This is a genomic window from Mycobacterium sp. DL99 (assembly GCF_004762045.1).
Taxonomy (GTDB): domain Bacteria; phylum Actinomycetota; class Actinomycetes; order Mycobacteriales; family Mycobacteriaceae; genus Mycobacterium.
The window spans coordinates 5,805,966-5,829,117 of record NZ_SJOM01000007.1 but is presented as its reverse complement, the minus strand read 5'-3'; the positions used below and the strand labels follow the sequence as shown (position 1 = coordinate 5,829,117).

Here is a 23,152-nt window from a genome sequence, read left to right as displayed (position 1 = left end):
GTCAACCGAAACCGGGAAATCAGCGCACAGCGATCCGGATGTTCTTCACCTGTTGGAACTCGTGGAGGCCTTCGATACCGCCGGTGCGTCCTGAGCCGCTCTCCTTGTAGCCGCCGTACGGCCCCTGCGGCGAGATCTGGCTGAACTGGTTGATCCACACCGACCCGGACTCGAGCCGGCGGGCCACTCGGTGCGCACGGTTGAGGTCCGTTGTTTGGACGAAGGCGTTCAGCCCGTATGGGGTGTCATTGGCGATCCGGACCGCCTCGTCCTCGTCGCGGAACCGCATCACCGAGACCACCGGCCCGAAGGTCTCCAGCTGGGCCAGCTCCGAAGAGTTGTCCACATCGCCGAACACGGTTGGTTCGATGTAGTAACCGCCGGACAGCTCGCCGGAGACCCGGGCGTCATCAACCCGCTTGCCGCCCAACAACAATTCGCCTGCTCCCGTGGTCGTCGCGGCGTCCACGGCGGCCAGGATCCGCTCGGCGGCGGCTCGGCTGATCACCGGCCCGAAGGAGGTCGCCGGATCCATCGGGTCCCCGATTCGGGCCGCGCCGACGACGCCCAGGAACTTCTCCAGGAACTCGTCGTAAACGGAGTCGTCGACCAGTATCCGGCTCGCGCACGCGCAGCTCTGCCCCGATTGCATGAGCGGCCCTTGGTGGGCTGACAGGGCGGCGGCAAGGTCCAGGTCCGCGTCGGCGAAGATGAGGTTGGCCGATTTGCCGCCCAGTTCGGTGACCACTGGGGTGAGATTCGTTGCGGCGGACTGTAATACCTTGCGCGCGGTCGCGCCTCCGCCGGTGAAGGCGATCTTGCCGATACCGGGATGACGTACCAGGGCGTCGCCGCCCTCGGCGTCTGCCGGGACAACGGTGACCAAGCCCTCGGGCAGTCCGGCCTCGGCGCACAGTTCGCCGAAGCGCAACGCCGCGAACGGCGCGAGTTCGGAGGGCTTGAGGACGACGGCGTTGCCGGCCGCCAGCGCCGGCGCGACGCAGGATCCGGTGACGACCAGGGCACCGTTCCACGGAGCGATGACACCGACGACCCCGTAGGGCTCACGCTCGACGAGATTGATGTCGAACGACCCGTCCACGGGTGTGGTCACGCCGTGCGGCTTGTCCGCATAGCCGGCGAAATGCCGCAGGAACCGTTCGAGGAGCACCGCGGTGCCCGCGAACGAGATCGGCACCGCGTAGTCGGCCACATTGAGTTTCGCGAGCTCGTCAAGGTGCTCGTGCACCACGTCGGCCAGGTCGATCAGCAGGTCGCGGCGCCGGTCGACGGTCAGCGAGACCCATTCCCGCTGCGCTTTGGCCGCTGCCTGGACCGCTTCGTCGATCTCGGCGGCGCCGGCCAGCGTCACGGTCCCGTTCGGCCGGCCGGTGGCCGGGTAGATGTGCTCGAAGATCACGCCTCGGCTTCCCATTCCTGCAACACCCGCTGTTGCTGCTCACCGATCACCTGGTTGAGGTTCGCCGCCTTGGGCCACCCGTAGTAAGCGGCAAAATGCAGGGCCAACTCATCCATTTCGGTGAAGGACACGTCACGGCTCTTGAGTGCGGCGTAGACGTGGCTCAGGATCGGCAGCGGCGCGTCCTGGAACGCCACGCACGCGACGGTCACCAGGCGGCGTTCCTTCATGCCGAGTCCGGGACGCAGCCACATCTCCCCGAACACGAAGTTGAGGATGCCTGCCCCGGAGTACGGGTTGTCGCGGGTCGGGGCGAACGGTATGCAGTTGATGTCCCGGAAAGACTGCTCCCCGCAGACCAGTCGCTCCTCCGGATCGCTCGGCGTGGGCAGTGGCAGGAGCGGCTCCGGCGCGGGCGGTGTCAGCCCGCGTTCGCGGTGGATGCGGTCCCACTGCTCGTCGACCATGATGTTGAACCGGGAGGCCTTGGGCCACCCGGCGTACACCGCGAAATGCAATACGGTTTCCCGCATTTCGACGATGGATACGTCGCCGCTGTTGAGTGCGGCGTAAACGTGGTCGCGCAGCGGGTCTTCGGCGTCGGCGTCGGCGACGCACGCTAGCGTGACGAATCGCCGGTCCCGGCGGCTCAATGCAGTGCGCGACCACACCTCGGCGAACACGAAGTCGATCAGGTTGGCGCTCGCAGGACTCTCGTCTACTGGTGCCGCGAACATCATCACCTCGGCGAACTCGCGTCTGCCGCGCTCGGTCCGGGTATCGGATGCGGTCATCGGATCGTCACCCCCGCGTCGACCTTGAACTCCAGGCCGGTGACGTGCCGGGCTTCGTCGGAGATCAGGAACAGCACCGCATTGCTGATGTCCAGGGCCTCGGTCATCTGGATCGGCAGCGCATTCTGGAAAATCGGCCCCAGGTCTTGACGGGTCTCGTGGAGCAGGGTGTGCAGGCTGTCGGGACGCAATCCGGTGGCGACTCCGGTGGGGTGCACGGTGTTGACCCGAACGTTCACCGCGGCAAGCTCATTGGCCAGGGCGCGGCTGAGGCCGACCACGCCGTGTTTGGATGCCGTGTAGGGCGTGTGCAGCGGTGAGCCCTTGAGCCCCGCCACCGAACTGACATTGATCAGGCTGCCGCCGCGTTCCACCAGGTGCGGCAGCGCGGCCGCGCAGGTGTTCCACGTGCCGATCAGGTTCACGTCCACGACGGTGCGCCATTGCTCCGCGGTGGTGGTGTCCCAGGTGCCCGCGGTCAGGACCCCGGCGTTGGCGACGGAGGCGTCCAGACCGCCGAGCACTGCCGCACCCTCGGCGACCGCGGCGCTCAATGTTGCGCCGTCGCGCACGTCGACCACATAGGCCAGTGCCTGACGGCCGAGTTCCCTGACGAGGCGGGCGGTTTCGTCCAGATCGTCGCGGGTGGCCAGAGGATACTCCACCTCTAGCAGCGATTCGCAGATGTCGACGAGGATCACGTCGGCGCCCTCTTCGGCCAGTCGTATCGCGTGGCTTCGGCCCATACCGCGTGCTGCGCCGGTGATCAGCACGCGCTTGCCGGTGACCCGCCCCATCAGAGCTTGTTCGTGAAGCCGGCGTCGACAGGGAGGGTGACCCCGGTGACGTATTTGGCGGCGTCGGAGACCAGGTAGCTGATGGTCGCGCTGATGTCCTGCGGTTCCAGTAGTGACACCGGCATCGGGTTCTGCAGATGCGGACCGCCGTCGGGGTAGTTCTCCAGGAACGCCGTCATCGCCGGGTTGACCGCCATCATGGTGTTGACCGCGGTCGGGTGCACGGTGTTGACCCGGATACTGTGCGGTGCAAGGGCATTGGACAGGGTGCGCATGAGCCCCACGATGCCGTGCTTGGATGCCGCATAGCCCAGGCCACCGCCCTGCAGGCCGCCGAACCCACGGAGTCCTGCGGTCGAACTGGTGAAGACGATCGACCCTCCGCGCCCGCCCTCGATCAGGTGGGGGATCGCGGCCTTGGCGGTGTGGAACGAGCCGACCAGGTTGACGTCGAGCACGTCGTTCCACATATCGAGGTCTTCTTCGATGGTCAGCTCGCGGAAGGCCATCGTTGCGATGCCCGCGTTGGCGAGCACGATGTCCAGGCGCCCGAACTGCTCGACGCCCGCGTCGAGTGCTGTCTTGAGCGCATGGAAATCGCGGACGTCGGCGACCGTGGCGACCATCTTGCCGCCGGCGCCCTCGACCAGGGCGACCGTCTCGTCGAGCTCCTCGCGGCTGGCCATCGGATAGCCGTTGGAAGGGATGTCGGCGCAGATGTCCGCACCGATGATGGCCGCGCCTTCACCGGCGAGTGTCACCGCATGGCTGCGGCCCTGACCCCGGGCGACCCCGGTGATGAAGGCGACTTTTCCGTCCAGATTTCCCATTGATCCTCGCTCCGCCGAATGGCTGTAACCGTGTTACAGCGGTACGGTAACGTGGTTACTCTCCGGCGGCAAGGGTGTATCGACAGTGGCAGAAGAGCGTGATGGGATCCTCGACATCGTTGTGGAGCTCCTCGAGACCGAGGGCTACGAGGCGGTGCAACTGCGCGAGGTGGCGCGCCGCGCGAAGACCTCGTTGGCCACGATCTACAAGCGCTACTCGACCCGCGACGAGTTGATCCTGGCCGCGCTGGATTCCTGGATGGCCGAGAACCGGTATTCGGGAGTTGCCGGGCAGGTGCGTGCGCCGGGGGAGTCTCTGTACGAGGCCCTGATGCGGATGTTCCGCACCATCTTCGAGCCGTGGGAGAAGCACCCCGACATGCTCAGGGCCTACTCGCGGGCCAGGGCGGCCCCGGGCGGGGACCGTCTGGTGCGTCGCGGTCTCGACGCCGTGGTTCCTGCCGGCCTGTCCATCCTGGCCGGCGTCGACGAGGCATTCGTCCACGATCTCGACAACATCCTGATGAACTTGGTCTTCGGCCTGGTCGGCCGGTTCACCGCGGGCGAGCTCGCGATCACCGACATCTTGCCCAGCCTTGACCGGACCGTCTACTGGCTCACGGCGGGATATGAGGCCAGGCGCTAGCCGATCTGAGCGTCGATGAACTCGACGATGTCCGCGGCGACCTCGCGGTGCACGGACTCGTTGAGGATGTCGTGGCGGCCGCCCGCAAATTCCTTGAACTGCAAGGGTTCTATTTGTTCGGCGTATGCCTTGACCGCGCCGGCCGGGGCGATGACGTCGGCCGAACCGTGCAGGGCCAGGGTCGGCACGGTGAGCTTGGGCAGCTCGGCGCCGAACCGGTCCCAGGCCCGGTCCAGCTCGCGGGTGAGCGCGGCCCCGTCGGCGTCGACGAAGGCCAGCGGATCGTTCTCCAGGGCATCCAGGTAGAACGGATCGGACGACAGCCAGTTCGGGTCGAGGTCCAAATCGGTGTCCGTATCGAGCATTTCGGGGATCGGAACCAACGGGGCACCGGAGATGATGCCCGCCCGGTACCGGTCGGGTTCGCCGAGCAGCCGGAACAGGGTCACCACCGAGCCGAACGAATGCCCTTGTGCCACCAGCGGGATGCCGGGTGTCTCCTGCTCGGCGAGGGCGGTCAGTGCCTCGGCGAGTCCCGAGCTGTCCTCGATGCTGCCGAAGTCGCCCCGGGTGCCCGGGGTCAGGCCGTGCCCGAACTGGTCGACCGCCCACAGGTCGATGCCCGCGGCGTTGAGCGCGAAGCCGTACCGGTGGTAGACCCCGGTGTGTTCACCGAACCCGTGCAGGAAGACGACGGCTGCCCGGGGTTCGGATGCGGCCCAGTGCCGGTAGTAGGCCTGCCCGCGATCGTGCTCGATGAATGGCATACCGCCCACTGCAGCAATATCGGGGCCGGACCGCAAGCATTCTTCTCATCGGGTCAGCGAATGCCGAGCAGCACCTCGTGTTGGTCGGTCATCCGATCCTGGATCGCCTCGACCACGGCGGCCACCACCGGGCGGCGCAGCGTTTCAGCCCGGGCCACCAGCCAATAGCTCAACCGAACCGTCAGTTCTGCGGGCAGCACCCGCACCAGATCCTCGTGCCGGTCGGCCATGAAACACGGCAGCAGGCCCAGTCCGGCCGCGGCGCGGGTGGCCTCGACGTGGACGAACACGTTGGTGGACGTCACCGACTCGTGCATGGCCGGCGCAAAGCTGCTGGCCATGTCGAGGTCGTCGACCTGCAGCATCGAATCGATGAAGTAGACCAACGGAAACCGGGCCAGGTCGGCGATGTCGGAAGGGGTGCCGTGTTCGGCGAGATAGGAACGCGCACCGTACAGGCCCAGGCAGTAGTCACCGAGGCGGATCGCCTCGGCACGCCGGACCTGGGGTGCGCCCACGACGATCTCGAGGTCCAGGCTCGACCGCTGTTGGGAGGCGCGGCGGGTGGCGGTCACGATTTCGACGGTCAGGCGAGGGTGCTGACGTTGCACCTGGGCCGCCGCGGGCGCGGCGATGTAGGCGCTGAAGCCGTCGGTCGCCGAGATCCGGACCACGCCCTCGAGTTGCCGGGCGCCGGTGGTGCTCAGCGTGGATACCGCGGACTCGACGGCCTCGGCGGCGGCGAGCGCCTCGCGGCCGAGGTCGGTGAGTTCCCATCCGCCACCGGCTCGGGTCAGTACCCGACCCCCGATGGCCTGCTCGAGCGCGGCGATGCGCCGCGAGATCGTGGTGTGGTTGATGCCCAGCTCATCGGCCGCGGCGGTGTAGCGGCCGGAGCGGCCGACGGCCAGCAGGACGAGTAGATCGTCCGCGCTGGGGCGGCCGGGCCTTTGCGCACCGTCCATCTCTGCATTTTTGCAGACTGACGGTGCGGTTTTACCCATTGCGGAGGGTTCGGCGTGCATGAATACTCACGAAAGCTGTCAGGCACATCACAGTCACGTCATAAGGAGAACCGCAGATGAGCGCGCCAAATGCGACCGGTCTGCGCCGCGTCGTCGCCGCCTCGATGGCTGGCACGGTGGTCGAGTGGTACGAGTTCTTCCTGTACGGAACCGCCGCCACGCTGGTGTTCAACAAGTTGTTCTTCCCGCAGGGCGGCAACGATCTGGACGCCATCATGGCGGCCTTCGGTACCTACGCCATCGGCTTCCTGGCCCGCCCGCTGGGCGGCATCGTGTTCGGTCACTACGGCGACAAGTTCGGCCGCAAGAAGCTGCTGCAGTTCAGCCTGATACTTGTCGGCCTGGCCACGTTCCTGATGGGCTGCCTGCCGACCTACGCGCAGATCGGTTACCTGGCGCCGATCCTGCTGGTGGTCCTGCGGTTCCTACAGGGCTTCGCAGTTGGCGGCGAGTGGGGTGGTGCCGTGCTGCTCGTGGCCGAGCACAGCCCGAACCAGTCCCGCGGATTCTGGGCCAGCTGGCCGCAGGCCGGCGTGCCGGTGGGCAACATGCTGGCCACCGTGGTGCTGCTGCTACTCAACGGACTGCTCAGTGCCGACGCGTTCCTGTCCTGGGGTTGGCGCGTGGCGTTCTGGCTGTCGGCTGTGGTGGTGCTGATCGGCTACTACATCCGCACCAAGGTGACCGACGCTCCGATTTTCGTTGCGGCCCAACAGGAAGCCGAACAGATCAAGGCCAGCTCGTTCAGCGCGATCGAGGTGGTCAAGCGCTATCCGCGCGGGGTGTTCACCGCGATGGGTCTGCGCTTCGGCGAGAACATCATGTACTACCTGGTGGTCACGTTCTCGATCACCTATCTCAAGGAGCACGTGCATTCCGACACCAGCGACATCCTGTGGTGGCTGCTCATCGCCCACACGGTGCACCTCGCGGCCATCCCGACCGTCGGGGCCCTGTCGGACCGTTACGGGCGGAAGCCGGTGTACTTCCTCGGTGCCGTCGGCGCGGCCTGCTGGGGCTTCTTCGCCTACCCGATGATGGACAGCGGCCAGTATCTGCCGGTGATCGCGGCCATCAGTTTGGGTCTGGTGATCCATGCCCTGATGTATGCGCCGCAGCCCGCACTGATGTCCGAGATGTTCCCCACCCGGATGCGTTATTCCGGTGTCTCCCTTGGCTATCAGGTCACCTCGATCGCCGCCGGATCGCTGGCGCCGATCATCGCGGTCTGGTTGTTGAAGACCTACGCCTCCTCGGTTCCGATCGCGGTGTACCTCGCGCTGGCCGCATTGGTGACGCTGATCGCGTTGGCGTTCACCCGCGAGACCAAGGGTGTCGACCTGGCCGACATCGATGCTGCTGACTTGGAACGGGCCGCGGCATGAGTGAGCTGGCCGGCCGTAGCGCCCTGGTCACCGGTGCTGCCAGCGGGATCGGTGCGGCCTGTGCGCGTGAGCTCGCGTCCCGCGGGGCCGTTGTCACGGTGGCCGACGTCGACGCGGTGGGAGCCGAGGCCGTCGCCGCTGAGATCGGCGGAAAGCCCTGGGCGGTGGACCTTCTCGATGTGTCGGCGCTGGAGACGCTGCAGCTGGACTGCGACATCCTGGTGAACAACGCCGGGGTGCAGAGCATCCATCCGATCCAGGATTTCCCGCCCGAGAAATTCCGGATGCTGCTCGCGTTGATGGTCGAGGTGCCGTTCCTGCTGATCCGCGCCGCCCTGCCGCACATGTACGCGCAGGGGTTCGGCCGCGTCGTGAACATCTCCTCGGTGCACGGTCTGCGCGCCTCGGAATTCAAGTCCGGCTACGTCACCGCCAAGCATGCGCTGGAGGGGTTGTCGAAGGTGACCGCCCTGGAGGGCGGGCCGCACGGGGTGACCAGCAACTGCGTCAACCCCGGCTATGTGCGCACTCCGCTGGTCACCAAACAGATCGCCGATCAGGCCCGCATCCACGGCATTCCCGAGCAGGACGTGCTGGCCGAGGTGCTGCTCAAGGAGAGCGCGGTCAAGCAATTGGTCGAGCCGGAAGAGGTAGGCGCGTTGGTAGGTTGGCTGGCGTCGCCGAACGCCCGGATGGTGACCGGGGCGTCGTACACGATGGATGGTGGGTGGAGCGCAAGATGACCACAACGGAAGCTCAATGGGAACCGTCGCCGGAAGGCGTCGCGGCCGCTCGGGTCACGGACTTCGCCCGGTTCGTCGAATCCCGCGCCGGAATCAGCGCGCCCGACTATCAGAGCCTGTGGCAGTGGTCCGTCGATGATCCGACGGCGTTCTGGGGCGCGCTGTGGGATTACTTCGACCTCGGCGAGCGGCCGGAGCAGGTGCTCGTCGGCGAGGAGATGCCGGGCGTGCGCTGGTTCCCCGGTGCCCGGCTCAACTACGTCGACCAGGTGGCCCGCCAGGCCCGGAACGATCGTCCGGCCATCCTCACCGTCGCCGAAGGCGGTGCAGTCACCGAGCTGTCCTGGGCTGAATTGTTGCGTCGTACCGCAGCTTTCGCGCACACCCTGCGGTCACTCGGTGTGCAGCCGGGGGACCGCGTGGTCGGCTACCTACCGAACATCGCCGAGGCCATCATCGCGTTCCTGGCGACCGCGAGCATCGGTGCGATCTGGAGTGCCTGCGGCCAGGACTACACCGCCAAGGCGGCCCTGGACCGGCTCGGCCAGTTGGAGCCGACCGTGCTGCTGACCGCCGACGGCTATCAATTCGGGGGCAAGTCGCACGACAAGAGCGCCGACATCGCCGCCGTGCGCGAGGGCCTGCCCACGTTGAAGGCCTCGGTGCTGGTGTCACGACTGGGTGCGGCCCGTGACGATTGGCTGGACTGGGAGTCCGCGACTGCCGGTAGGGCCGAATTGGTCACGACACCGGTCGATTTCGATCACCCGCTGTGGGTCCTGTACTCGTCGGGTACCACCGGGCTGCCCAAGGGGATCATGCACGGCCACGGCGGCGTGCTGCTCGAACACCTCAAAGCGGTGTCGCTGCAGTCCGACATCGGTCGTGACGACACCTTCTTCTGGTACACCAGCCCGAGCTGGATGATGTGGAACTTCCAGGTGGCCGGCCTGCTGGTCGGGGCCACCATCGTCTGTTACGAGGGCAGCCCTACCTACCCGACGGCCGACGCACTGTGGCACATCGCGGCCACCGTCCGTGCGACGGTCCTGGGCACCAGCCCCGGTTACGTTCTGGCCTGCGCGAAGGCCGGTGCGGTACCCCGTGAAGAGCACGACCTGTCGGCGCTGAGGACCGTGGGCATCACCGGATCGTCGCTGCCGCCATCGTCGGCGTTGTGGCTGCGCGACAACGTCGGCGAGCGGGTGCAGGTCGCCTCGATCAGCGGCGGCACCGACGTGGTGTCGGCGTTCATCGGCGGTGTGCCGACAGTGCCGGTGTGGCCGGGTGAGTTGTCGGCCCGCTACCTCGGGGCGGCAGTGGAGGCCTGGGATGAATCCGGTAATCCCGTGCGCGGCGAGGTCGGCGAGCTGGTGATCACCAAGCCGCTGCCCTCGATGCCGATCGCGTTCTGGAACGACGCTGACGGATCCCGTTACCGCGACGCCTATTTCGAGATGTTCCCCGGAGTGTGGCGCCATGGTGACTGGATCACCATCACCGACCACGACAGCGTCGTCGTGCACGGCCGGTCGGACTCCACGCTGAACCGCAACGGCATCCGCATGGGCAGCGCCGACATCTACCAGTCGGTGGAGCGGTTGCCCGAGATCGCCGAGGCGCTGGTGATCGGGGCCGAGCAGCCTGACGGCGGCTATTGGATGCCGTTGTTCGTGGTGCTGGCCGAGGGCGTCGAGCTCAATGATGCGGTGCGGGACAAGATCATTCAGACCATCCGTACCGAGGTGTCGCCACGGCATGTGCCCGACGACATCCTCGTCGCCCCGGGCATTCCGCACACCCGCACGGGCAAGAAGCTCGAGGTCCCGATCAAGAAGCTGTTCCAGGGCGCGGACGCGGCCAAGGTGGTCGAGCGCAGCGCGGTGGACAACCCGGATCTGCTGGATTGGTACGCGGCCGTCAAGCGGTAGGTGGTGTGGTCCGGTACCGGCACGTTCGATCTGTCCAAAGTTGTCGGTGGGTGGTGGCATAATCGAACGTATGTTCGAGACCGTGTCGGATGTGGCCCTGATCGACAGGATCAGTGCCGGGGCGCGGGCGGAGTCGGTGGCGATCGCGGGCCGGTTGGCAGCGATCGGGGCGTTGGACAGCCTGCGGGAACAGGAGTTGGTCGAAAGCATTTTGTGGCGGACTGATCCGTTCGAAGAAGTGGCCGCGGAGGTGTCGGCGGCGTTGCGGATCAGTCGGGGTCGGGCCGGGACCCAGGTTCACCATGCCCGGGTGTTGCGGGACAAGCTGCCGTTGGTGGCGGCACGGTTCGCGGTTGGGGATATCGATTATCGGGTGGTGTGCACGATCATTGCCCGCACCGGCATCGTGGACCCGGCAGTGTGGGCCGGGTTGGATGCGGAGTTGGCGGCGCGGGCGCATCGGTGGATGCGGTTCTCGCAGCGGCAGTTGCGGGACCGGGTGGATCAGTGGATCGCCAAACTCGACCCGAATGGGGTGCGGGTGCCCCCGGATGTGGCCGAGGAGCGGTTCGTGCAGATCGAGGCGGGCAGCCCAGGCAAGGCGACGGTGTGGGCCAACCTGGATGCCGCCGAAGGGACAGCATTCGATCAACGCCTCAACGCCCTGGCCGACACGGTGTGTGAGCACGATCCACGTACCCATGAGCAGCGCCGCGCGGATGCGGTGGGGCCGTTGGCCCGATTGGAAGCCCAACTGGCCTGCCGGTGTGGTCGTGACGAGTGCCCGGCCGCGCAGAAGCGGGCCGCCGCCGATGCGGCGGTCATCCACGTGCTGGCCGATCGGGCCACCGTCGATGGCACCTCGGATGATCCGGGATACCTACCCGGGCATGGCATCCTGCCCGCCGAGTCGGTGCGCGACCTCGCCGCCACGGCGAAGATCAAGCCGCTGCACGTGCCTGCCGAACCGGACCAACCCAGCGAGCCGGGTGATGCGTCTGATGGGTCTGAGCCTGGCTATCGCCCATCGGTGGCCCTCTCGGAGTTCATCCGCTGGCGAGACCTGACGTGCCGCTTCCCCGGCTGCGATGCCCCCGTCCAGCGCTGCGACATCGACCACACGATGCCCTACCCGCTGGGCCCCACCCACCCGTCCAACAACAAGCTCTACTGCCGCGCCCACCACTTGGTCAAGACGTTCTGCGCGGGCTGGTCGGACCGTCAACTCCCCGATGGCACCGTCGAATTCACCGCACCGACCGGGCACACCTACACCACTGAACCGCACGGCGCCGGCCTGTTCCCGACCCTGGCACAACCCACTGGGGAGCTGAACCTTCCCGAACCGCCGGCCCACCACCCGAACCGGGGCGCGAGGATGCCGACCCGCCGCCAAACCCGCGAGCAGGACCGCCGAGACCGGATCAACGCCGAACGACGGCTACGCGCCGAACTCAACACCGACCTCGAAATCGAACGCGAATACCAAGCCTGGCTCGCCGAAGAATACGGACCACCCCCACCATTCTGAGGGACGGGCGTCAGCCCAACCACGCACCGATCCGGCGCAGCGCCTCTTCGATATCGCTGGTCGGCCCGGCGAAGGACAGCCGGACATAGGAGCCGCCGCGCACGGTGTCGAAGTCGATCCCGGGCGCGATGGCGACTCCGGTGTCGGCCAAGAGCTTCGAGCACCAGGCCAAGGAGTCGTCGGTGTACTGGCTGACATCGGCGTACACATAGAAGGCGCCGTCGGTCGGGGCAAGCCGGTCGATGCCGATGCCGCGCAGCCCGTCCAGCAGCAGCGTGCGGTTGTCGCCGTAGTGCGAGAGCAGGCCGTCGGCCTCGGCCAGTGACTCCGGGGTGAACGCGGCGACCGCGGCATGCTGGGCCAGCGCGGGCGGGCAGATGGTGAAGTTGCCGGTGAGCCGGTCGACCGCGCGCTGCAGTCCGGTGGGCACCAGCAGCCAGCCCAGCCGCCACCCGGTCATCGCGAAGTACTTCGAGAAGCTGTTGACCACAACGGCATTGCGCGAGGTCTCCCACGCGCAGCTGGTCTCGGGCGCGCCGGGGTAGACCAGGCCGTGGTAGACCTCGTCGCTGATCAACCGCACACCGGAGTTGTCACACCACGTCGCGATGGCGGCCAACTCGGCGGGCGGAATGACGGTGCCGGTCGGGTTGGCCGGGCTGGCGACGATCACACCGGCCACCGGGGGATCGAGCGCCTCGAGCATCGCGACCGTCGGCTGGAACCGGGTCTCGGGGCCGCACGGGATCTCGACCACCTCACAGCCCAGCGCAGTGAGGATGTTCCGGTAACAGGGGTAGCCCGGGCTGGCGATCGCCACCCGATCGCCGGCGTCGAAACATGCCAGGAAGGTCAGCAGGAATCCGCCCGACGATCCGGTGGTGAGCACCACCTCGTCGACGCCGACCTCGACGCCGTACTTGCGGTACGACGCGGCGATCTCGGCGCGCAGCTCGGGGAGACCGAGCGCGACGGTGTAACCGAGCGAGCCCTGGTTCAGCGCGGCGACGGCGGCGTCGCGCACCGCCGTCGGTGCCCCGGCACTGGGCTGCCCGGCGGACAGGTTGACCAGGTCGCCGTGCGTGCGCTGGCGTTCGTCCGCGGCCAGCCACACATCCATGACGTGGAACGGCGGAATCCCGGCTCGCAGTGCGACGTGATCAGTCATGTCCTGGAGGCTAGAACACTTCGGCTTCGAGCCGGCGCAGCTGCTCGCGCGGCGGCCCCAGCAACTGGGCGCTGCCGTGCGCCCGCTTGAAGTACAGCTGGATGTCGCTCTCCCAGGTGATGGCGATACCGCCGTGCAGCTGGACCGCCTCGGCGGCCACCGCCGACAGCGCCTCACTGGCGAAGTAGCGGGCCAGGGAAGCCGTGGTGGGCGACGGAGCGGCGATGGCGTCGTTGACGACGGCGCGCGCCGAGGACACCTTGACGTACAGGTCAGCCATCCGGTGCTTGAGGGCTTGGAAGCTGCCGATCGCACGTCCGAACTGCACCCGGTCCTTGGTGTAGGCGACCGTGAGGTCCAGGCAGCGTGACGCGGCACCGATCTGCTCGGCGGCCATCAGCAGGGCGGCGGTGTCGGCCAGGCCGGGATCGGCGCCGAGGACGACGGTGTCACCCGGGATCACCGCGGACAGCCGGCGGGTCAGATCCATGGTGGATTTCGGGGTGGCCGTGAACGTGGTCCAGCGGGTCAGGTTCTCCCCGTCGGCGGCGATGACGACATCGGCCACATCACCGTTGATGACGTAGTCGGCGTCGAACGCCACGGTGCCGATGGACGCGCCTTCGGCCAGCCCTTCAAGCGGCTCGTGATCGTCGACGGCCAGCAGGGCGAGTTCAGCAAGCGTGGTGCCGAGCAACGGGGTCGGCACCAGGGCCTTGCCGAGCTCTTCGAGAACCACTGCGGCATCGGCGAGTTCGCCTCCGGCGCCGCCCAGTTCCTCCGGGACCACCAGAGCGGCTGCGCCGACCTGCTCACACAGCAGGCTCCACAGTTTCTCGTCGTAGCCGCGTTCGGATTCCATCGCCGCGCGCACGGCCTCGGGGGAGGCGTGTTTGTCCACCAACGCGGCGACGGTTTCGCGCAGCAGTTGCCGTTCTTCACTCACGAGAGGACCTCCAGCAGTCGACGACGGTGCAGAGTGGGATCGCCCCAGGCGCTGCGCAATGCCTGTACGCGCAGCAGTGACAGGGACAGGTCGTGTTCCTGGGTGAACCCGATGGCCCCGTGGGTCTGCAGCGCAGAGCGGGCGGCCAGCAGCGCGGCGTCGGCGGCGGCCACCTTGGCGGCGCTGATGTCACGTGCGGTGTCGGGTGACCCCTCGGCCAGCGACAGTGCCGCGCCGTAGACCAGCGGCCGGGCCAGTTCGACGGCGATGAGCACGTCGGCCAGCTTGTGCTTGATGGCCTGGTATGAGCCGATGATTCGGCCGAACTGGGTGCGCTGCTTGGCGTATTCGACGGACTGGTCGAGCATGGCCTGCCCGGCGCCGACCAGTTGGGCGGCGGTCGCCAGGACACCGAACTCGTAGGCCCGCGCGGTGTCGGCGGACTGGGTGTCACCAGATGCCGTGACGTCGAACAGCTTTCGGGACGGGTCGACGGAATCGTGTGCAGCGCCGACGGTGGCGTCACCCACCTGACCGTCGGTGGCCAGCAGGGTCAGGCCTGCGACGTCGGCGTTGACGGCACGCGGCACCTGCGGAGGCATGGCTACGGTGGCGATCAGCTCGCCGGAGGCCAGTGCTCCCGCCCGCTCGTCATCGGCGAGCAGAATCGGTGCGACGGCGATGGATTCGGTCACCGGACCGGGTACGGCCCAGTAGCCCAATCGCTCCAGGGCGACGACGAGGTCGACCGGGTGGGCCTCGATGCCGTCGTACTTCTCGGGCACCAGCAGTGCGGTCACCCCGAGGTCGGTCAGCTGTGCCCACACCTTGCGGCCGGGTGCGGTGTCCCCGTCACCCCAGGCGCGCACGGCGGCCGGGACATCAGCGGCGCCGAGCGCCGCGTCGATGCTGGCCGCGAAGTCTCGCTGCTGTTCGTCAATCTCGAAGTTCACTTCGGCTCCCGGGGCAGGCCAAGAAGGCGCTCGGCAATGATGTTGCGCTGGATCTCGTTGGTGCCGGCGTAGATCGGGCCGCCCAGCGCGAACAGCAGACCTTCGGTCCAGTGATCAACCAACTCGGCGTCGGGACCCTGCAGGTCCAGTGCGGTCTGGTGCAGGGCGACGTCCAGGTCGGACCAGAACGCCTTGGTCACCGAGGACTCGGCGCCTAGCTCACCGCCGTTGGCCAGCCGGGTGACGGTGCCGAAGGTGTGCAGCCGGTAGGCCTGGGCCTTGATCCAGGCGTCCGCGACGCGGTCGGTGAACACCGGATCGGGGTTCGACTTCCACTGCGCGACAAGCCGTTCGGCGGGGGCCATGAAGCGGGCCGGGCTGCGCAGCGACATGCCGCGCTCGTTGCTCGACGTGCTCATCGCCGCGCGCCAGCCCTCGTGCACGCCGCCGATCACATCGTTGTCCGGCACGAACACGTCGTCGAGGAAGATCTCGCCGAAACCGGTGTCTCCACCCAACTGGGCGATCGGGCGCACGGTGATCCCGGGCGCCGTGAGGTCGAACATGAAGTAGGTCAGGCCCTTGTGGCGCTGTGCCTCTGGGTCGGAGCGGAACAGGCCGAAGCCGCGCTCGCCGAACGGTGCGCGTGAGCTCCAGATCTTCTGTCCGTTGAGCTTCCAGCCGCCGTCGACCTTGGTGGCCGTCGAGCGCAGCGAGGCCAGGTCGCTGCCCGACTCGGGCTCGGACCAGGCCTGAGCCCAGATCTCCTCGCCACTGGCCATCTTCGGCAGCACGCGCTGGAGCTGCTCGTCGGTGCCGTGCGCGAACAGTGTCGGCGCCAGCATCGCGGTGCCGTTGGCGCTGGCCCGGCCGGGCGCGCCGGCGTGGAAGTACTCCTCCTCGAACACCACCCACTGCAGCAGGGTGGCGTCGCGGCCGCCGTACTCCTTGGGCCAGGCGATCACCGACAGTCCGGCGTCGAAGAGCGCCTTGTCCCAGCGGCGGTGCTGTTCGAACCCCTCAAGGGTGTCGTACGACTTCGTCGGGAAGGACTCCCGGTTGGCCGTCAGGAAGTCGCGGACCTCGGCCCGGAAGGCCTCGGTCTCGTCGTCGAATGTCAGGTCCATTGCACCCCTTCTCGGGTCCCTCTGCTGCGCAGCACCGGTTTGATCACCTTGCCGCCCGGATTTCGCGGCAGCACATCCAAAAACTCAACTGATCGCGGCGCTTTGAAGTTCGCCAGATGCTCACGCGCGTAAGCGATCACGGCGGCCTCGTCGAGCGTCGTGCCGGGCTTGAGCACAACGTAGGCCTTGCCGACCTCACCGAGCCGTTCGTCGGGCACGCCGATCACCGCGGACTCGGCCACCCCGTCCAACCGGGCCAGAACCTGCTCGATCTCGGCCGGGTACACATTGAACCCGCCGCTGATGTACATGTCCTTGAGGCGGTCGGTGATGGTCAGGTTGCCGCGCGCGTCGAGCGTGCCGATATCGCCGGTGTGCAGCCAGCCGTCGGCGTCGATGGTCGCTGCGGTGGCCTCCGGGTCGTCGAGGTAGCCGAGCATGACGTTGGGTCCGCGCAGCAGCACCTCGCCCGAATCATCCAGGCGCAGTTCGAAATCGGCGATGGGACGGCCGCAGGTGGTGGCCACGGTGACGGCGTCGTCTTGCGCGCGGCACATGGTGCCGAATCCGGCCGCCTCGGTCAGCCCGTAGGCGGTCAGCACGATGTCGATGTCGAGTTCGGACTGCATCCGCTCGATCAGGACCACCGGGACGACGGCGGCGCCGGTCACCGAGAAGCGCAGCGAGGACAGGTCGTAGTCGGCGCGCGTGGGATGGTCCAGCAGGGTCTGGAAGATGGTCGGCGGGCCGGGCAGCACGGTAATACGCTGTTCGGCAATGGTTTTCAGCACCTGCTCGGGCTTGAATGTGAGCACCGGGTACAGCGTCGCGCCGGTCTGAAGGCAGGCCAGGATGCCGGCCTTGTAGCCGAAGTTGTGGAAGAACGGGTTGATGCACAGGTAGCGGTCGGAGCTGGTGACCTGCCCGCACTCGGCCCAGGCCGCCGATCCGTCGAGGGACTGCCGGTGCGCGCACCGCACACCCTTGCTGCGTCCCGTGGTGCCGGAGGTGAACAGGATGTCGGAGACGTCGTCGGGCTGCACCGCGGCGGCGCGTGCATCGACTCGATCCATGGCGGCAACGCCGCCCCCGCGGGCGACGAACTCGTCCCACGTTCCGTCCTGCTTCTCGATCGGCACCCGCACGATGTGGCGCAACGCGGGCAGCGCGTCGCGATCCAGTTCGGCGGCGCGGTCGGAGCCGAGGAACTCGCCCGAGGCGATCAACAGTGGAGCCTCGGTGCGGGCCAGGATGTCGGTGGCCTCGCTGGCGGTGTAGCGGGTGTTCAGCGGCACCATCTGCGCGCCGGCGTAGTGCGTGGCCAGGCAGGCCACCACCCAGTGCCAGGTGTTGGGCGACCAGATCGCCACCCGGTCGCCGGGTTCGACGCCGAGGTCGATCATGGCCGCGGCGGCCTGGCGTACGTGCGCGCGCAGTTCCGAATAGGTGAGGCGCTGATCGTCACTGACCAGGGCTTCATGGTCGGAAAACTGCACGGCAACCCGGTCCAGCACCGCTGGAACGGTGCGGCGATCGCTCGTCATCGATGCTCCCTTAACAAAGCAAGTGCTTGGTAGGTTAGCCTACAGGGGTGATAGAGGTCCAGGAGTTCCGGGCCGAGGTCCGGCAGTGGCTCGCAGACAATCTTGTAGGCGAATTCGCAGCGCTCAAGGGCCTGGGTGGACCGGGGCGTGAACACGAAGCCTTCGAAGAACGTCGGGCGTGGAATCAGCATCTGGCCGCGGCGGGATTGACCTGCCTCGGCTGGCCGGTGGAGCACGGCGGCCGTGGGCTGTCGGTCGCGCATCGCGTCGCCTTCTACGAGGAGTACGCCCGCGCGAACGCTCCCGACAAGGTCAACCACCTGGGCGAGGAACTGCTCGGGCCGACGCTCATCGAGTACGGCACCCCCGAACAGCAGCAGCGGTTCCTACCCAAGATCCTCGACGTCACCGAGCTGTGGAGCCAGGGCTACTCCGAGCCCAACGCCGGCAGTGACCTGGCCAACGTCGCGACGACGGCCGAGCTGGTCGGCGATGAGTGGGTCATCAACGGCCAGAAGGTGTGGACGTCGCTGGCCCACTGGGCGCAGTGGTGCTTCGTGGTGGCGCGTACGGAGAAGGGCTCCAAGCGGCACGCCGGACTGTCCTATCTGCTGGTGCCGCTGAATCAGCCGGGCGTCGAGATCCGCCCGATCATCCAGCTGACCGGAGACTCCGAGTTCAACGAGGTGTTCTTCGACGACGCCCGCACCGATGCCTCGCTCGTGGTCGGTCAGCCCGGCGACGGCTGGCGCGTGGCGATGGGCACGCTGACCTTCGAGCGCGGCGTGTCCACGCTCGGCCAGCAGATCCGCTACGCCCGTGAGCACTCCAACCTGGTCGAGCTGGCCAAGCGCACCGGCGCGGCCGACGACCCGCTGATCCGTCAGCGGCTGACCGAGTCGTGGACCGGCCTGCAGGCCATGCGTTCCTACGCGCTGGCGACCATGGATGTCGAACAGCCCGGCCAGGACAACGTGTCGAAGCTGTTGTGGGCCAACTGGCATCGCGATCTCGGCGAGATCGCCATGGACGTGCAGGGGATGGCCGGACTGACGCTGCCTGATGGCGAGTTCGACGAGTGGCAGCGGCTCTATCTGTTCTCGCGTTCGGACACCATCTACGGCGGGTCCAACGAAATTCAGCGCAACATCATCGCCGAGCGGGTGCTCGGTCTACCCCGAGAGGCCAAGGGCTGAGCATGAGTGATCTGTCCGTAGCTCCCAAAGAGGTTGAGGGCCACGGCCTGCTGAAGGGCAAGGTCGTCCTGGTGACCGCCGCCGCCGGTACCGGCATCGGCTCGTCCACCGCGCGCCGAGCGCTGCTGGAGGGCGCCGACGTCGTGGTGTCCGACTACCACGAGCGGCGACTGAACGAGACCCGCGACCAGCTGGCCGAGCTCGGCCTGGGCCGGGTCGAGGCCGTGGTCTGCGACGTCACCTCCACCGAGGCGGTCGACGCCCTCATCGCCCGGTCGGTCGAAAAGATGGGCCGCCTGGACGTTTTGGTGAACAACGCCGGCCTCGGCGGCGAAACCCCGCTGATCGACATGACCGACGACGAGTGGGACCGGGTCCTGAACGTCACGCTGAACTCGGTCATGCGAGCCACCCGCGCCGCCCTGCGCTACTTCCGGGACGTCGAGCACGGCGGCGTGATCGTCAACAACGCCAGCGTTCTCGGCTGGCGCGCGCAGCACTCGCAGTCGCACTACGCCGCCGCCAAGGCCGGCGTCATGGCGCTGACCCGTTGCAGCGCAATCGAAGCCGTCGAATTCGGAGTGCGGATCAACGCGGTCTCGCCGAGCATCGCGCGGCACAAGTTCCTGGAGCGCTCGGCCGATGCGGCCCTGCTGGACCGGCTGTCCTCGGACGAGGCGTTCGGCCGCGCCGCCGAGCCGTGGGAGATCGCCACCACCATCGCGTACCTGGCCAGCGACTACTCGAGCTACCTGACCGGCGAGGTCATCTCGGTTTCCAGCCAGCGGGCCTGACCGAAGGGCGCTACCGCAGGACGGGATCGCCGTGCGGTGACAGGGCGCGTGCGAGATCGGTGGTGCTCGGCGCGCCCTGCCAGTCACCGGGCACCGTGCACGCCAGGGCTCCGCAGACTGCGGCTGCCGCCAGGCTCTCCGGGACCGTGTGTCCCGTCATGGTGTGAGCCAGGTAGCCGGCGACGAAAGCGTCTCCGGCGCCGACGGAATCGATTGCGTCGACCGGGTGCGGATCCTGGCGGTGGAGTACTCCGCCCACCGATGCGGCCGCTCCCGCCTCGCCCAGCTTGATCACCGCATAGCCGCGTGCGAGCGCGGACAGGGCGTCGCAGGTTTCGCTCAGCTCCCGGGCGCCGGTGAACATGTGGGCCTCGTCGCGGCCCGCGAAGACGATGTCGGCATCGGCGAGCATCGGTTCGAGGACCCGAACGGCGGTCTGCCGATCCCACAGTGCGCTGCGGTAATTGATGTCGAACGACACGGGGATATCGCGGTCACGGGCCAGCGCCAAGATGTGGTCGACTGTGCCGCGGCAACTTTCGCTCAACGCCGGTGTGATCCCGGACAGGTGCACATATGTGGCGCCGTCCAGCACGCTCGCGTCGATATCGTCCGGCGTGAGCGCTGCCGCCGCGCTGGTGGACCGGTAGTAGAGGACTTCGGTGTGGGTGGCCGAATGCCGATTCTTGATCATCAGGCCGGTGGGTCGGCTCGTGTCGCGGCACGCGATCACTCGAACATGTTCAGCCGACAGTTCGCGTTCCACGAGTTCGCCGACGGCGTCTGCGCCGAGCCTGGATATCCAGGTCGAACTGATCCCGAGGCGAGCGACACCGATCGCGACGTTGGATTCCGCGCCGCCTACGGAGAGGGCCAGATGGGTTTGATGTCGCAGAGGCCCGGGGGACGGGGAGGTGAGCAGCCCCATCGTCTCACCGATGGTGACCAGCGACGGAATGCGTTGAGTCATCGACCCACATTCCGTACGGCACGTGCGGCGCGGGCTCGTAGTCCGGCCTCATCGCCGGTGCGGTGATAGTCGCCTTGCAACACCGCACCGAGGCCGACCGCCCGGGCGCCGCCGTCGAGCCAATCGCCGATGTCGTCGAGTCCGATTCCGCCGGTGGGGATGAGCGGGATGTCAGGCAGCGGCGCTCTGAGGTCGCGCAGGTAGCCGATGCCGAGGCGGCCGGCCGGAAACAGTTTCACCGCAGTCGCCCCGGCTGCCCACGCGGCGCACACCTCGGTGGGGGTGAACGCACCGGGGTAGACCTCCAGGCCCTGGGCGACCGCCGCCGCGACGATGGCATGGTCGGTATGGGGTGAGACGACGAATGATGCTCCGGCACTGGCGACCTCATCCACCTGGGACACCGTGGTGACGGTGCCTGCGCCGACGACGACGTCATCGGTCGCCGCCGCCCGGATGGTGCGGATGGCGTCAAGTGCTCCCGCGGTGGACATCGTCACTTCGATACGGCGCAATCCTTCATCGACCAGGATGGTGGCCAGCGCAGGAAACGATTCCGCACTGGGCGCGCGAAGGACCGCGAGCAGTCTGTCGGTGGTGTGGCTCATGGTGTGGCCCCGTTCTGTCTGGTGCGTGCGGTTCAGGCGCCGGTGAAGTGGGCTTGCCGTTTGTGGACGAAGGCGTCGATGCCCTCTCGACCGTCGGCACTGTCGAACAATCGGCCCAGCGCACTCTGCTCGGCGGTCAATGCGGCGCGGCGATCACCGACGACGCCGTCGTCGATCACGCGCTTCGCCTCCCGGACCGCAAGCGGCGCGCTGGCCGCGAGTCCGGTGGCGAATTCGAGCGCGCGGGGCAACAACTGCTCAGCCTCGGTGACCTCGATGAGCAGATTGCGCCGTAGCGCCTCGTCCGGCCTGATGGTCCGGCCGGTCATCACGATCTCTTTGGTGAATCGCACACCCGCGCTCTGTGCGAGGCGTTGGGTCCCGCCACCGCCGGGAATGAGACCGAGCTTGACCTCGGGCAGGGCGAAGCGGGCGTGCTCGGACGCGATGATGAAGTCGCAGCACAGGGCCAGCTCGAAGCCTCCACCGAACGCGTATCCGTTGACCGCGGCGACGGTCGGCTGGGGCAGGGCTTCCAACGACTCGAACACCCGGCGGGAGGTGAGCTGATATTCGCCGAACTCCTCGGCGGTGGCCCGGAAGTACTCGCTCACATCGGCGCCCGCGATGAACCCGCGTCCCGTGCCGGTGAGGATGACCGCTCTGATGGCACGGGTGGATCTGATGAGCGCGATCTGTGCCCCGAGCGCTGCCACCAGATCACCCGAGAGCGCACCCAATTTCTCGACCCGGTCGATGCGCAACACGCGGACGATCGCGCCGTCATCGGCGCAGTGATCTTCGACAGCCAGGTGGGGATGGGGATATTCAACGGTGCTTGAGATCATGGCTTTCCTGTTCCGAGAATTTCCGCGGTGTGTTCGCCGACCCGAGGGGGTGCGAGGCGCTGCTGCCACGGGGTGGCGCTGAGCGTGATGGGACACCCGATGAGTTCGATCGGTGTGCCGCCCGGGCCATCCACGGTGACGAGTAGTTCCGACCCGGTGTCGCGAAGCTCGTCGACGGCTTGTTTGGTGCTGCGAACTTGGGCCGCCCAGATACCTTGGGGCAGTAGCACGTCGAGCCAATGCTGGGTGGTGTTGGTCCGGGTGATCTGCTCGACGCTCTGCTTGGCGATATCGCGTTCGGTCCAGGCGTCGAATCCGGCCAGCTCGGGGTGTTCCAGGGCGGCGGCGATGTCGTCGAGGGGCGCCATCGCGATGGCCATCCAGCCGTCGATGGTTTCGTAGACACCGAACGGGGCCGACAACCACGACTGACCGATCCCGGATTCGGATCGTTGGTACTCGCTGTTCTGATTGACCTGCGCCGAGATCTCCTGGCATTGCATGGCGATGGCGACCGAGTACAGGTCCACCTCCACCTGTTGGCCGATACCGTGGGTGTTCCGGGCGATGATCGCCGCGAGGATTCCATTGGCCAGGGTGAGAGCGGTGGCGTGATCGACGATGGCGGTGCCGGCAGGGGTGGGCGGATCGTTGTGTCGTCCGGTCGAGGCGGCCAGCCCGGACATGGCTTGGATCAGCAGGTCCTGGCCGGGACGGCCTTGCTTGGCAAGTGCGGTGTCTTGACCCCAGCCCGATCCTGAGCAGTAGATGATGTCGTCCTTGACGGCCCTGAAATCGTTGTAGCCCAAGCCGAGACGATCCATCACGCCCGGCCGGAAGTTCTCCACGACCACATCGCAGGCGCGGGCGAGGTCGAGCAGTGCCGATCGGGCCCCGGGATCCTTGAGATCGAGTGCGATCGAGCGCTTGTTGCGGTTCATCGCCAGGAAGGCTGCCGATTGCCCGGCGACGTAACCGCCCATCATCGCCAGGTCACGTTCCCATTCGCCGTCGGGACGTTCCACCTTGATGACGTCAGCGCCGAGATCGGCGAGTAATTGGGTGGCGAACGGGCCCAGCATCATCTGGGTGAAGTCCAGTATCCGGATGGAGTCGAGTGCCTGCATGG

22 protein-coding genes are annotated in these 23,152 nt (G+C 67.4%); 7 read left to right on the top strand and 15 right to left on the bottom strand.

What is annotated here, in order from left to right:
- Positions 1 to 19: 19 nt before the first annotated feature.
- The 4 genes from EYZ64_RS28315 to EYZ64_RS28300 are packed head-to-tail and all read right to left on the bottom strand — an operon-like array spanning position 20 to position 3,841.
- Positions 20 to 1,435, bottom strand: a complete 1,416-nt coding sequence (locus EYZ64_RS28315) for an aldehyde dehydrogenase family protein (RefSeq protein WP_286175176.1) — start codon at positions 1,433 to 1,435, stop codon at positions 20 to 22.
- The gene (locus EYZ64_RS28310) at positions 1,417 to 2,214 is read right to left on the bottom strand and encodes a carboxymuconolactone decarboxylase family protein (RefSeq protein ID WP_135458838.1); all 798 of its coding nucleotides are present in this window, start codon (positions 2,212 to 2,214) and stop codon (positions 1,417 to 1,419) included. The genes EYZ64_RS28315 and EYZ64_RS28310 overlap by 19 nt, the downstream gene beginning before the upstream one ends.
- Positions 2,211 to 3,011, bottom strand: a complete 801-nt coding sequence (locus EYZ64_RS28305; RefSeq protein ID WP_210115590.1) for a mycofactocin-coupled SDR family oxidoreductase — start codon at positions 3,009 to 3,011, stop codon at positions 2,211 to 2,213. Before EYZ64_RS28305 ends, EYZ64_RS28310 begins: the two co-directional genes overlap by 4 nt.
- Positions 3,011 to 3,841, bottom strand: a complete 831-nt coding sequence (locus EYZ64_RS28300; RefSeq protein WP_135458828.1) for a mycofactocin-coupled SDR family oxidoreductase — start codon at positions 3,839 to 3,841, stop codon at positions 3,011 to 3,013. Before EYZ64_RS28300 ends, EYZ64_RS28305 begins: the two co-directional genes overlap by 1 nt.
- An 85-nt stretch (positions 3,842 to 3,926) precedes the next feature.
- Between EYZ64_RS28300 and EYZ64_RS28295 the strand changes: the two genes are divergently transcribed.
- Complete coding sequence (locus EYZ64_RS28295; protein WP_135458826.1) at positions 3,927 to 4,487, top strand: TetR/AcrR family transcriptional regulator; 561 nt, start codon at positions 3,927 to 3,929, stop codon at positions 4,485 to 4,487.
- On the opposite strand, the gene EYZ64_RS28290 is transcribed toward EYZ64_RS28295, so the two are convergent.
- Both EYZ64_RS28290 and EYZ64_RS28285 read right to left on the bottom strand, forming a co-directional pair.
- On the bottom strand, positions 4,484 to 5,254 hold the full coding sequence (locus EYZ64_RS28290) for an alpha/beta fold hydrolase (protein WP_135458825.1): 771 nt from the start codon (positions 5,252 to 5,254) through the stop codon (positions 4,484 to 4,486). The genes EYZ64_RS28295 and EYZ64_RS28290 overlap by 4 nt on opposite strands.
- Positions 5,255 to 5,307: 53 nt before the next feature.
- Positions 5,308 to 6,219, bottom strand: coding sequence for a LysR family transcriptional regulator (locus EYZ64_RS28285; protein WP_135458822.1), 912 nt, complete (start codon positions 6,217 to 6,219; stop codon positions 5,308 to 5,310).
- 116 nt (positions 6,220 to 6,335) lie between these two features.
- Here EYZ64_RS28285 and EYZ64_RS28280 point away from each other — a divergent pair, with 116 nt between their 5' ends.
- From EYZ64_RS28280 to EYZ64_RS28265, 4 genes are all read left to right on the top strand, one after another.
- Complete coding sequence (locus EYZ64_RS28280; RefSeq protein WP_135458820.1) at positions 6,336 to 7,664, top strand: MFS transporter; 1,329 nt, start codon at positions 6,336 to 6,338, stop codon at positions 7,662 to 7,664.
- Positions 7,661 to 8,407, top strand: a complete 747-nt coding sequence (locus EYZ64_RS28275) for a 3-hydroxybutyrate dehydrogenase (protein ID WP_135458818.1) — start codon at positions 7,661 to 7,663, stop codon at positions 8,405 to 8,407. Before EYZ64_RS28280 ends, EYZ64_RS28275 begins: the two co-directional genes overlap by 4 nt.
- The gene (locus tag EYZ64_RS28270; RefSeq protein ID WP_135458816.1) at positions 8,404 to 10,338 is read left to right on the top strand and encodes an acetoacetate--CoA ligase; all 1,935 of its coding nucleotides are present in this window, start codon (positions 8,404 to 8,406) and stop codon (positions 10,336 to 10,338) included. The genes EYZ64_RS28275 and EYZ64_RS28270 overlap by 4 nt, the downstream gene beginning before the upstream one ends.
- A gap of 70 nt (positions 10,339 to 10,408) precedes the next feature.
- Positions 10,409 to 11,869, top strand: coding sequence for an HNH endonuclease signature motif containing protein (locus EYZ64_RS28265; RefSeq protein WP_135458814.1), 1,461 nt, complete (start codon positions 10,409 to 10,411; stop codon positions 11,867 to 11,869).
- Between the two features lie 10 nt (positions 11,870 to 11,879).
- Here the strand turns inward: EYZ64_RS28265 and EYZ64_RS28260 are convergent, their stop codons facing one another.
- From EYZ64_RS28260 to fadD3, 5 genes are read right to left on the bottom strand one after another with little or no spacing between them, the layout of a single operon-like run.
- The gene (locus EYZ64_RS28260; RefSeq protein WP_135458812.1) at positions 11,880 to 13,037 is read right to left on the bottom strand and encodes a pyridoxal phosphate-dependent aminotransferase; all 1,158 of its coding nucleotides are present in this window, start codon (positions 13,035 to 13,037) and stop codon (positions 11,880 to 11,882) included.
- Between the two features lie 10 nt (positions 13,038 to 13,047).
- Positions 13,048 to 13,983: an acyl-CoA dehydrogenase IpdE2 gene (gene ipdE2, locus EYZ64_RS28255; RefSeq protein ID WP_135458810.1), complete on the bottom strand. Its 936-nt coding sequence runs from the start codon at positions 13,981 to 13,983 to the stop codon at positions 13,048 to 13,050.
- A complete protein-coding gene (locus EYZ64_RS28250; protein ID WP_135458808.1) occupies positions 13,980 to 14,936 on the bottom strand; it encodes an acyl-CoA dehydrogenase family protein in 957 nt (318 codons plus the stop codon). The genes ipdE2 and EYZ64_RS28250 overlap by 4 nt, the downstream gene beginning before the upstream one ends.
- Positions 14,933 to 16,063: an acyl-CoA dehydrogenase family protein gene (locus EYZ64_RS28245; RefSeq protein WP_135458805.1), complete on the bottom strand. Its 1,131-nt coding sequence runs from the start codon at positions 16,061 to 16,063 to the stop codon at positions 14,933 to 14,935. Before EYZ64_RS28245 ends, EYZ64_RS28250 begins: the two co-directional genes overlap by 4 nt.
- Positions 16,054 to 17,607: a 3-((3aS,4S,7aS)-7a-methyl-1,5-dioxo-octahydro-1H-inden-4-yl)propanoate--CoA ligase FadD3 gene (gene fadD3 / locus EYZ64_RS28240; protein ID WP_135458803.1), complete on the bottom strand. Its 1,554-nt coding sequence runs from the start codon at positions 17,605 to 17,607 to the stop codon at positions 16,054 to 16,056. Before fadD3 ends, EYZ64_RS28245 begins: the two co-directional genes overlap by 10 nt.
- 47 nt (positions 17,608 to 17,654) lie before the next feature.
- Here fadD3 and ipdE1 point away from each other — a divergent pair, with 47 nt between their 5' ends.
- Both ipdE1 and ipdF read left to right on the top strand, forming a co-directional pair.
- Positions 17,655 to 18,803 carry an acyl-CoA dehydrogenase IpdE1 gene (ipdE1, locus tag EYZ64_RS28235; RefSeq protein WP_135458801.1) on the top strand — a complete coding sequence of 383 codons (1,149 nt, stop codon included), beginning with the start codon at positions 17,655 to 17,657 and terminating at the stop codon, positions 18,801 to 18,803.
- 2 nt (positions 18,804 to 18,805) lie between these two features.
- Positions 18,806 to 19,597 (top strand): (5R,7aS)-5-hydroxy-7a-methyl-1-oxo-2,3,5,6,7,7a-hexahydro-1H-indene-carboxyl-CoA reductase, encoded by a 792-nt coding sequence (gene ipdF, locus EYZ64_RS28230; RefSeq protein ID WP_135458799.1) that lies wholly within the window; start codon positions 18,806 to 18,808, stop codon positions 19,595 to 19,597.
- A gap of 10 nt (positions 19,598 to 19,607) precedes the next feature.
- Here the strand turns inward: ipdF and EYZ64_RS28225 are convergent, their stop codons facing one another.
- The 4 genes from EYZ64_RS28225 to EYZ64_RS28210 are packed head-to-tail and all read right to left on the bottom strand — an operon-like array spanning position 19,608 to position 23,150.
- Positions 19,608 to 20,567 (bottom strand): sugar kinase, encoded by a 960-nt coding sequence (locus tag EYZ64_RS28225; protein WP_135458798.1) that lies wholly within the window; start codon positions 20,565 to 20,567, stop codon positions 19,608 to 19,610.
- A complete protein-coding gene (locus EYZ64_RS28220) occupies positions 20,564 to 21,175 on the bottom strand; it encodes a bifunctional 4-hydroxy-2-oxoglutarate aldolase/2-dehydro-3-deoxy-phosphogluconate aldolase (protein WP_135458796.1) in 612 nt (203 codons plus the stop codon). Before EYZ64_RS28220 ends, EYZ64_RS28225 begins: the two co-directional genes overlap by 4 nt.
- A gap of 32 nt (positions 21,176 to 21,207) precedes the next feature.
- Positions 21,208 to 22,023 carry an enoyl-CoA hydratase/isomerase family protein gene (locus EYZ64_RS28215; RefSeq protein ID WP_135458793.1) on the bottom strand — a complete coding sequence of 272 codons (816 nt, stop codon included), beginning with the start codon at positions 22,021 to 22,023 and terminating at the stop codon, positions 21,208 to 21,210.
- Entirely contained in the window at positions 22,020 to 23,150 is a 1,131-nt protein-coding gene (locus EYZ64_RS28210) for a CaiB/BaiF CoA transferase family protein (RefSeq protein ID WP_135458791.1), read from the bottom strand. The genes EYZ64_RS28215 and EYZ64_RS28210 overlap by 4 nt, the downstream gene beginning before the upstream one ends.
- Positions 23,151 to 23,152: the final 2 nt, after the last annotated feature.

What these genes read in the sequence shown, in the direction of transcription:
- EYZ64_RS28315 (WP_286175176.1), bottom strand. Translation starts at nt 1,435, where the DNA reads ATGGGAAGCCGAGGCGTGATCTTCGAGCACATCTACCCGGCCACCGGC.
- EYZ64_RS28310 (WP_135458838.1), bottom strand. Translation starts at nt 2,214, where the DNA reads ATGACCGCATCCGATACCCGGACCGAGCGCGGCAGACGCGAGTTCGCC.
- EYZ64_RS28305 (WP_210115590.1), bottom strand. Translation starts at nt 3,011, where the DNA reads ATGGGGCGGGTCACCGGCAAGCGCGTGCTGATCACCGGCGCAGCACGC.
- EYZ64_RS28300 (WP_135458828.1), bottom strand. Translation starts at nt 3,841, where the DNA reads ATGGGAAATCTGGACGGAAAAGTCGCCTTCATCACCGGGGTCGCCCGG.
- EYZ64_RS28290 (WP_135458825.1), bottom strand. Translation starts at nt 5,254, where the DNA reads ATGCCATTCATCGAGCACGATCGCGGGCAGGCCTACTACCGGCACTGG.
- EYZ64_RS28285 (WP_135458822.1), bottom strand. Translation starts at nt 6,219, where the DNA reads ATGGACGGTGCGCAAAGGCCCGGCCGCCCCAGCGCGGACGATCTACTC.
- EYZ64_RS28280 (WP_135458820.1), top strand. Translation starts at nt 6,336, where the DNA reads ATGAGCGCGCCAAATGCGACCGGTCTGCGCCGCGTCGTCGCCGCCTCG.
- EYZ64_RS28275 (WP_135458818.1), top strand. Translation starts at nt 7,661, where the DNA reads ATGAGTGAGCTGGCCGGCCGTAGCGCCCTGGTCACCGGTGCTGCCAGC.
- EYZ64_RS28270 (WP_135458816.1), top strand. Translation starts at nt 8,404, where the DNA reads ATGACCACAACGGAAGCTCAATGGGAACCGTCGCCGGAAGGCGTCGCG.
- EYZ64_RS28265 (WP_135458814.1), top strand. Translation starts at nt 10,409, where the DNA reads ATGTTCGAGACCGTGTCGGATGTGGCCCTGATCGACAGGATCAGTGCC.
- EYZ64_RS28260 (WP_135458812.1), bottom strand. Translation starts at nt 13,037, where the DNA reads ATGACTGATCACGTCGCACTGCGAGCCGGGATTCCGCCGTTCCACGTC.
- EYZ64_RS28245 (WP_135458805.1), bottom strand. Translation starts at nt 16,063, where the DNA reads ATGGACCTGACATTCGACGACGAGACCGAGGCCTTCCGGGCCGAGGTC.
- fadD3 (WP_135458803.1), bottom strand. Translation starts at nt 17,607, where the DNA reads ATGACGAGCGATCGCCGCACCGTTCCAGCGGTGCTGGACCGGGTTGCC.
- ipdF (WP_135458799.1), top strand. Translation starts at nt 18,806, where the DNA reads ATGAGTGATCTGTCCGTAGCTCCCAAAGAGGTTGAGGGCCACGGCCTG.
- EYZ64_RS28225 (WP_135458798.1), bottom strand. Translation starts at nt 20,567, where the DNA reads ATGACTCAACGCATTCCGTCGCTGGTCACCATCGGTGAGACGATGGGG.
- EYZ64_RS28220 (WP_135458796.1), bottom strand. Translation starts at nt 21,175, where the DNA reads ATGAGCCACACCACCGACAGACTGCTCGCGGTCCTTCGCGCGCCCAGT.
- EYZ64_RS28215 (WP_135458793.1), bottom strand. Translation starts at nt 22,023, where the DNA reads ATGATCTCAAGCACCGTTGAATATCCCCATCCCCACCTGGCTGTCGAA.
- EYZ64_RS28210 (WP_135458791.1), bottom strand. Translation starts at nt 23,150, where the DNA reads ATGCAGGCACTCGACTCCATCCGGATACTGGACTTCACCCAGATGATG.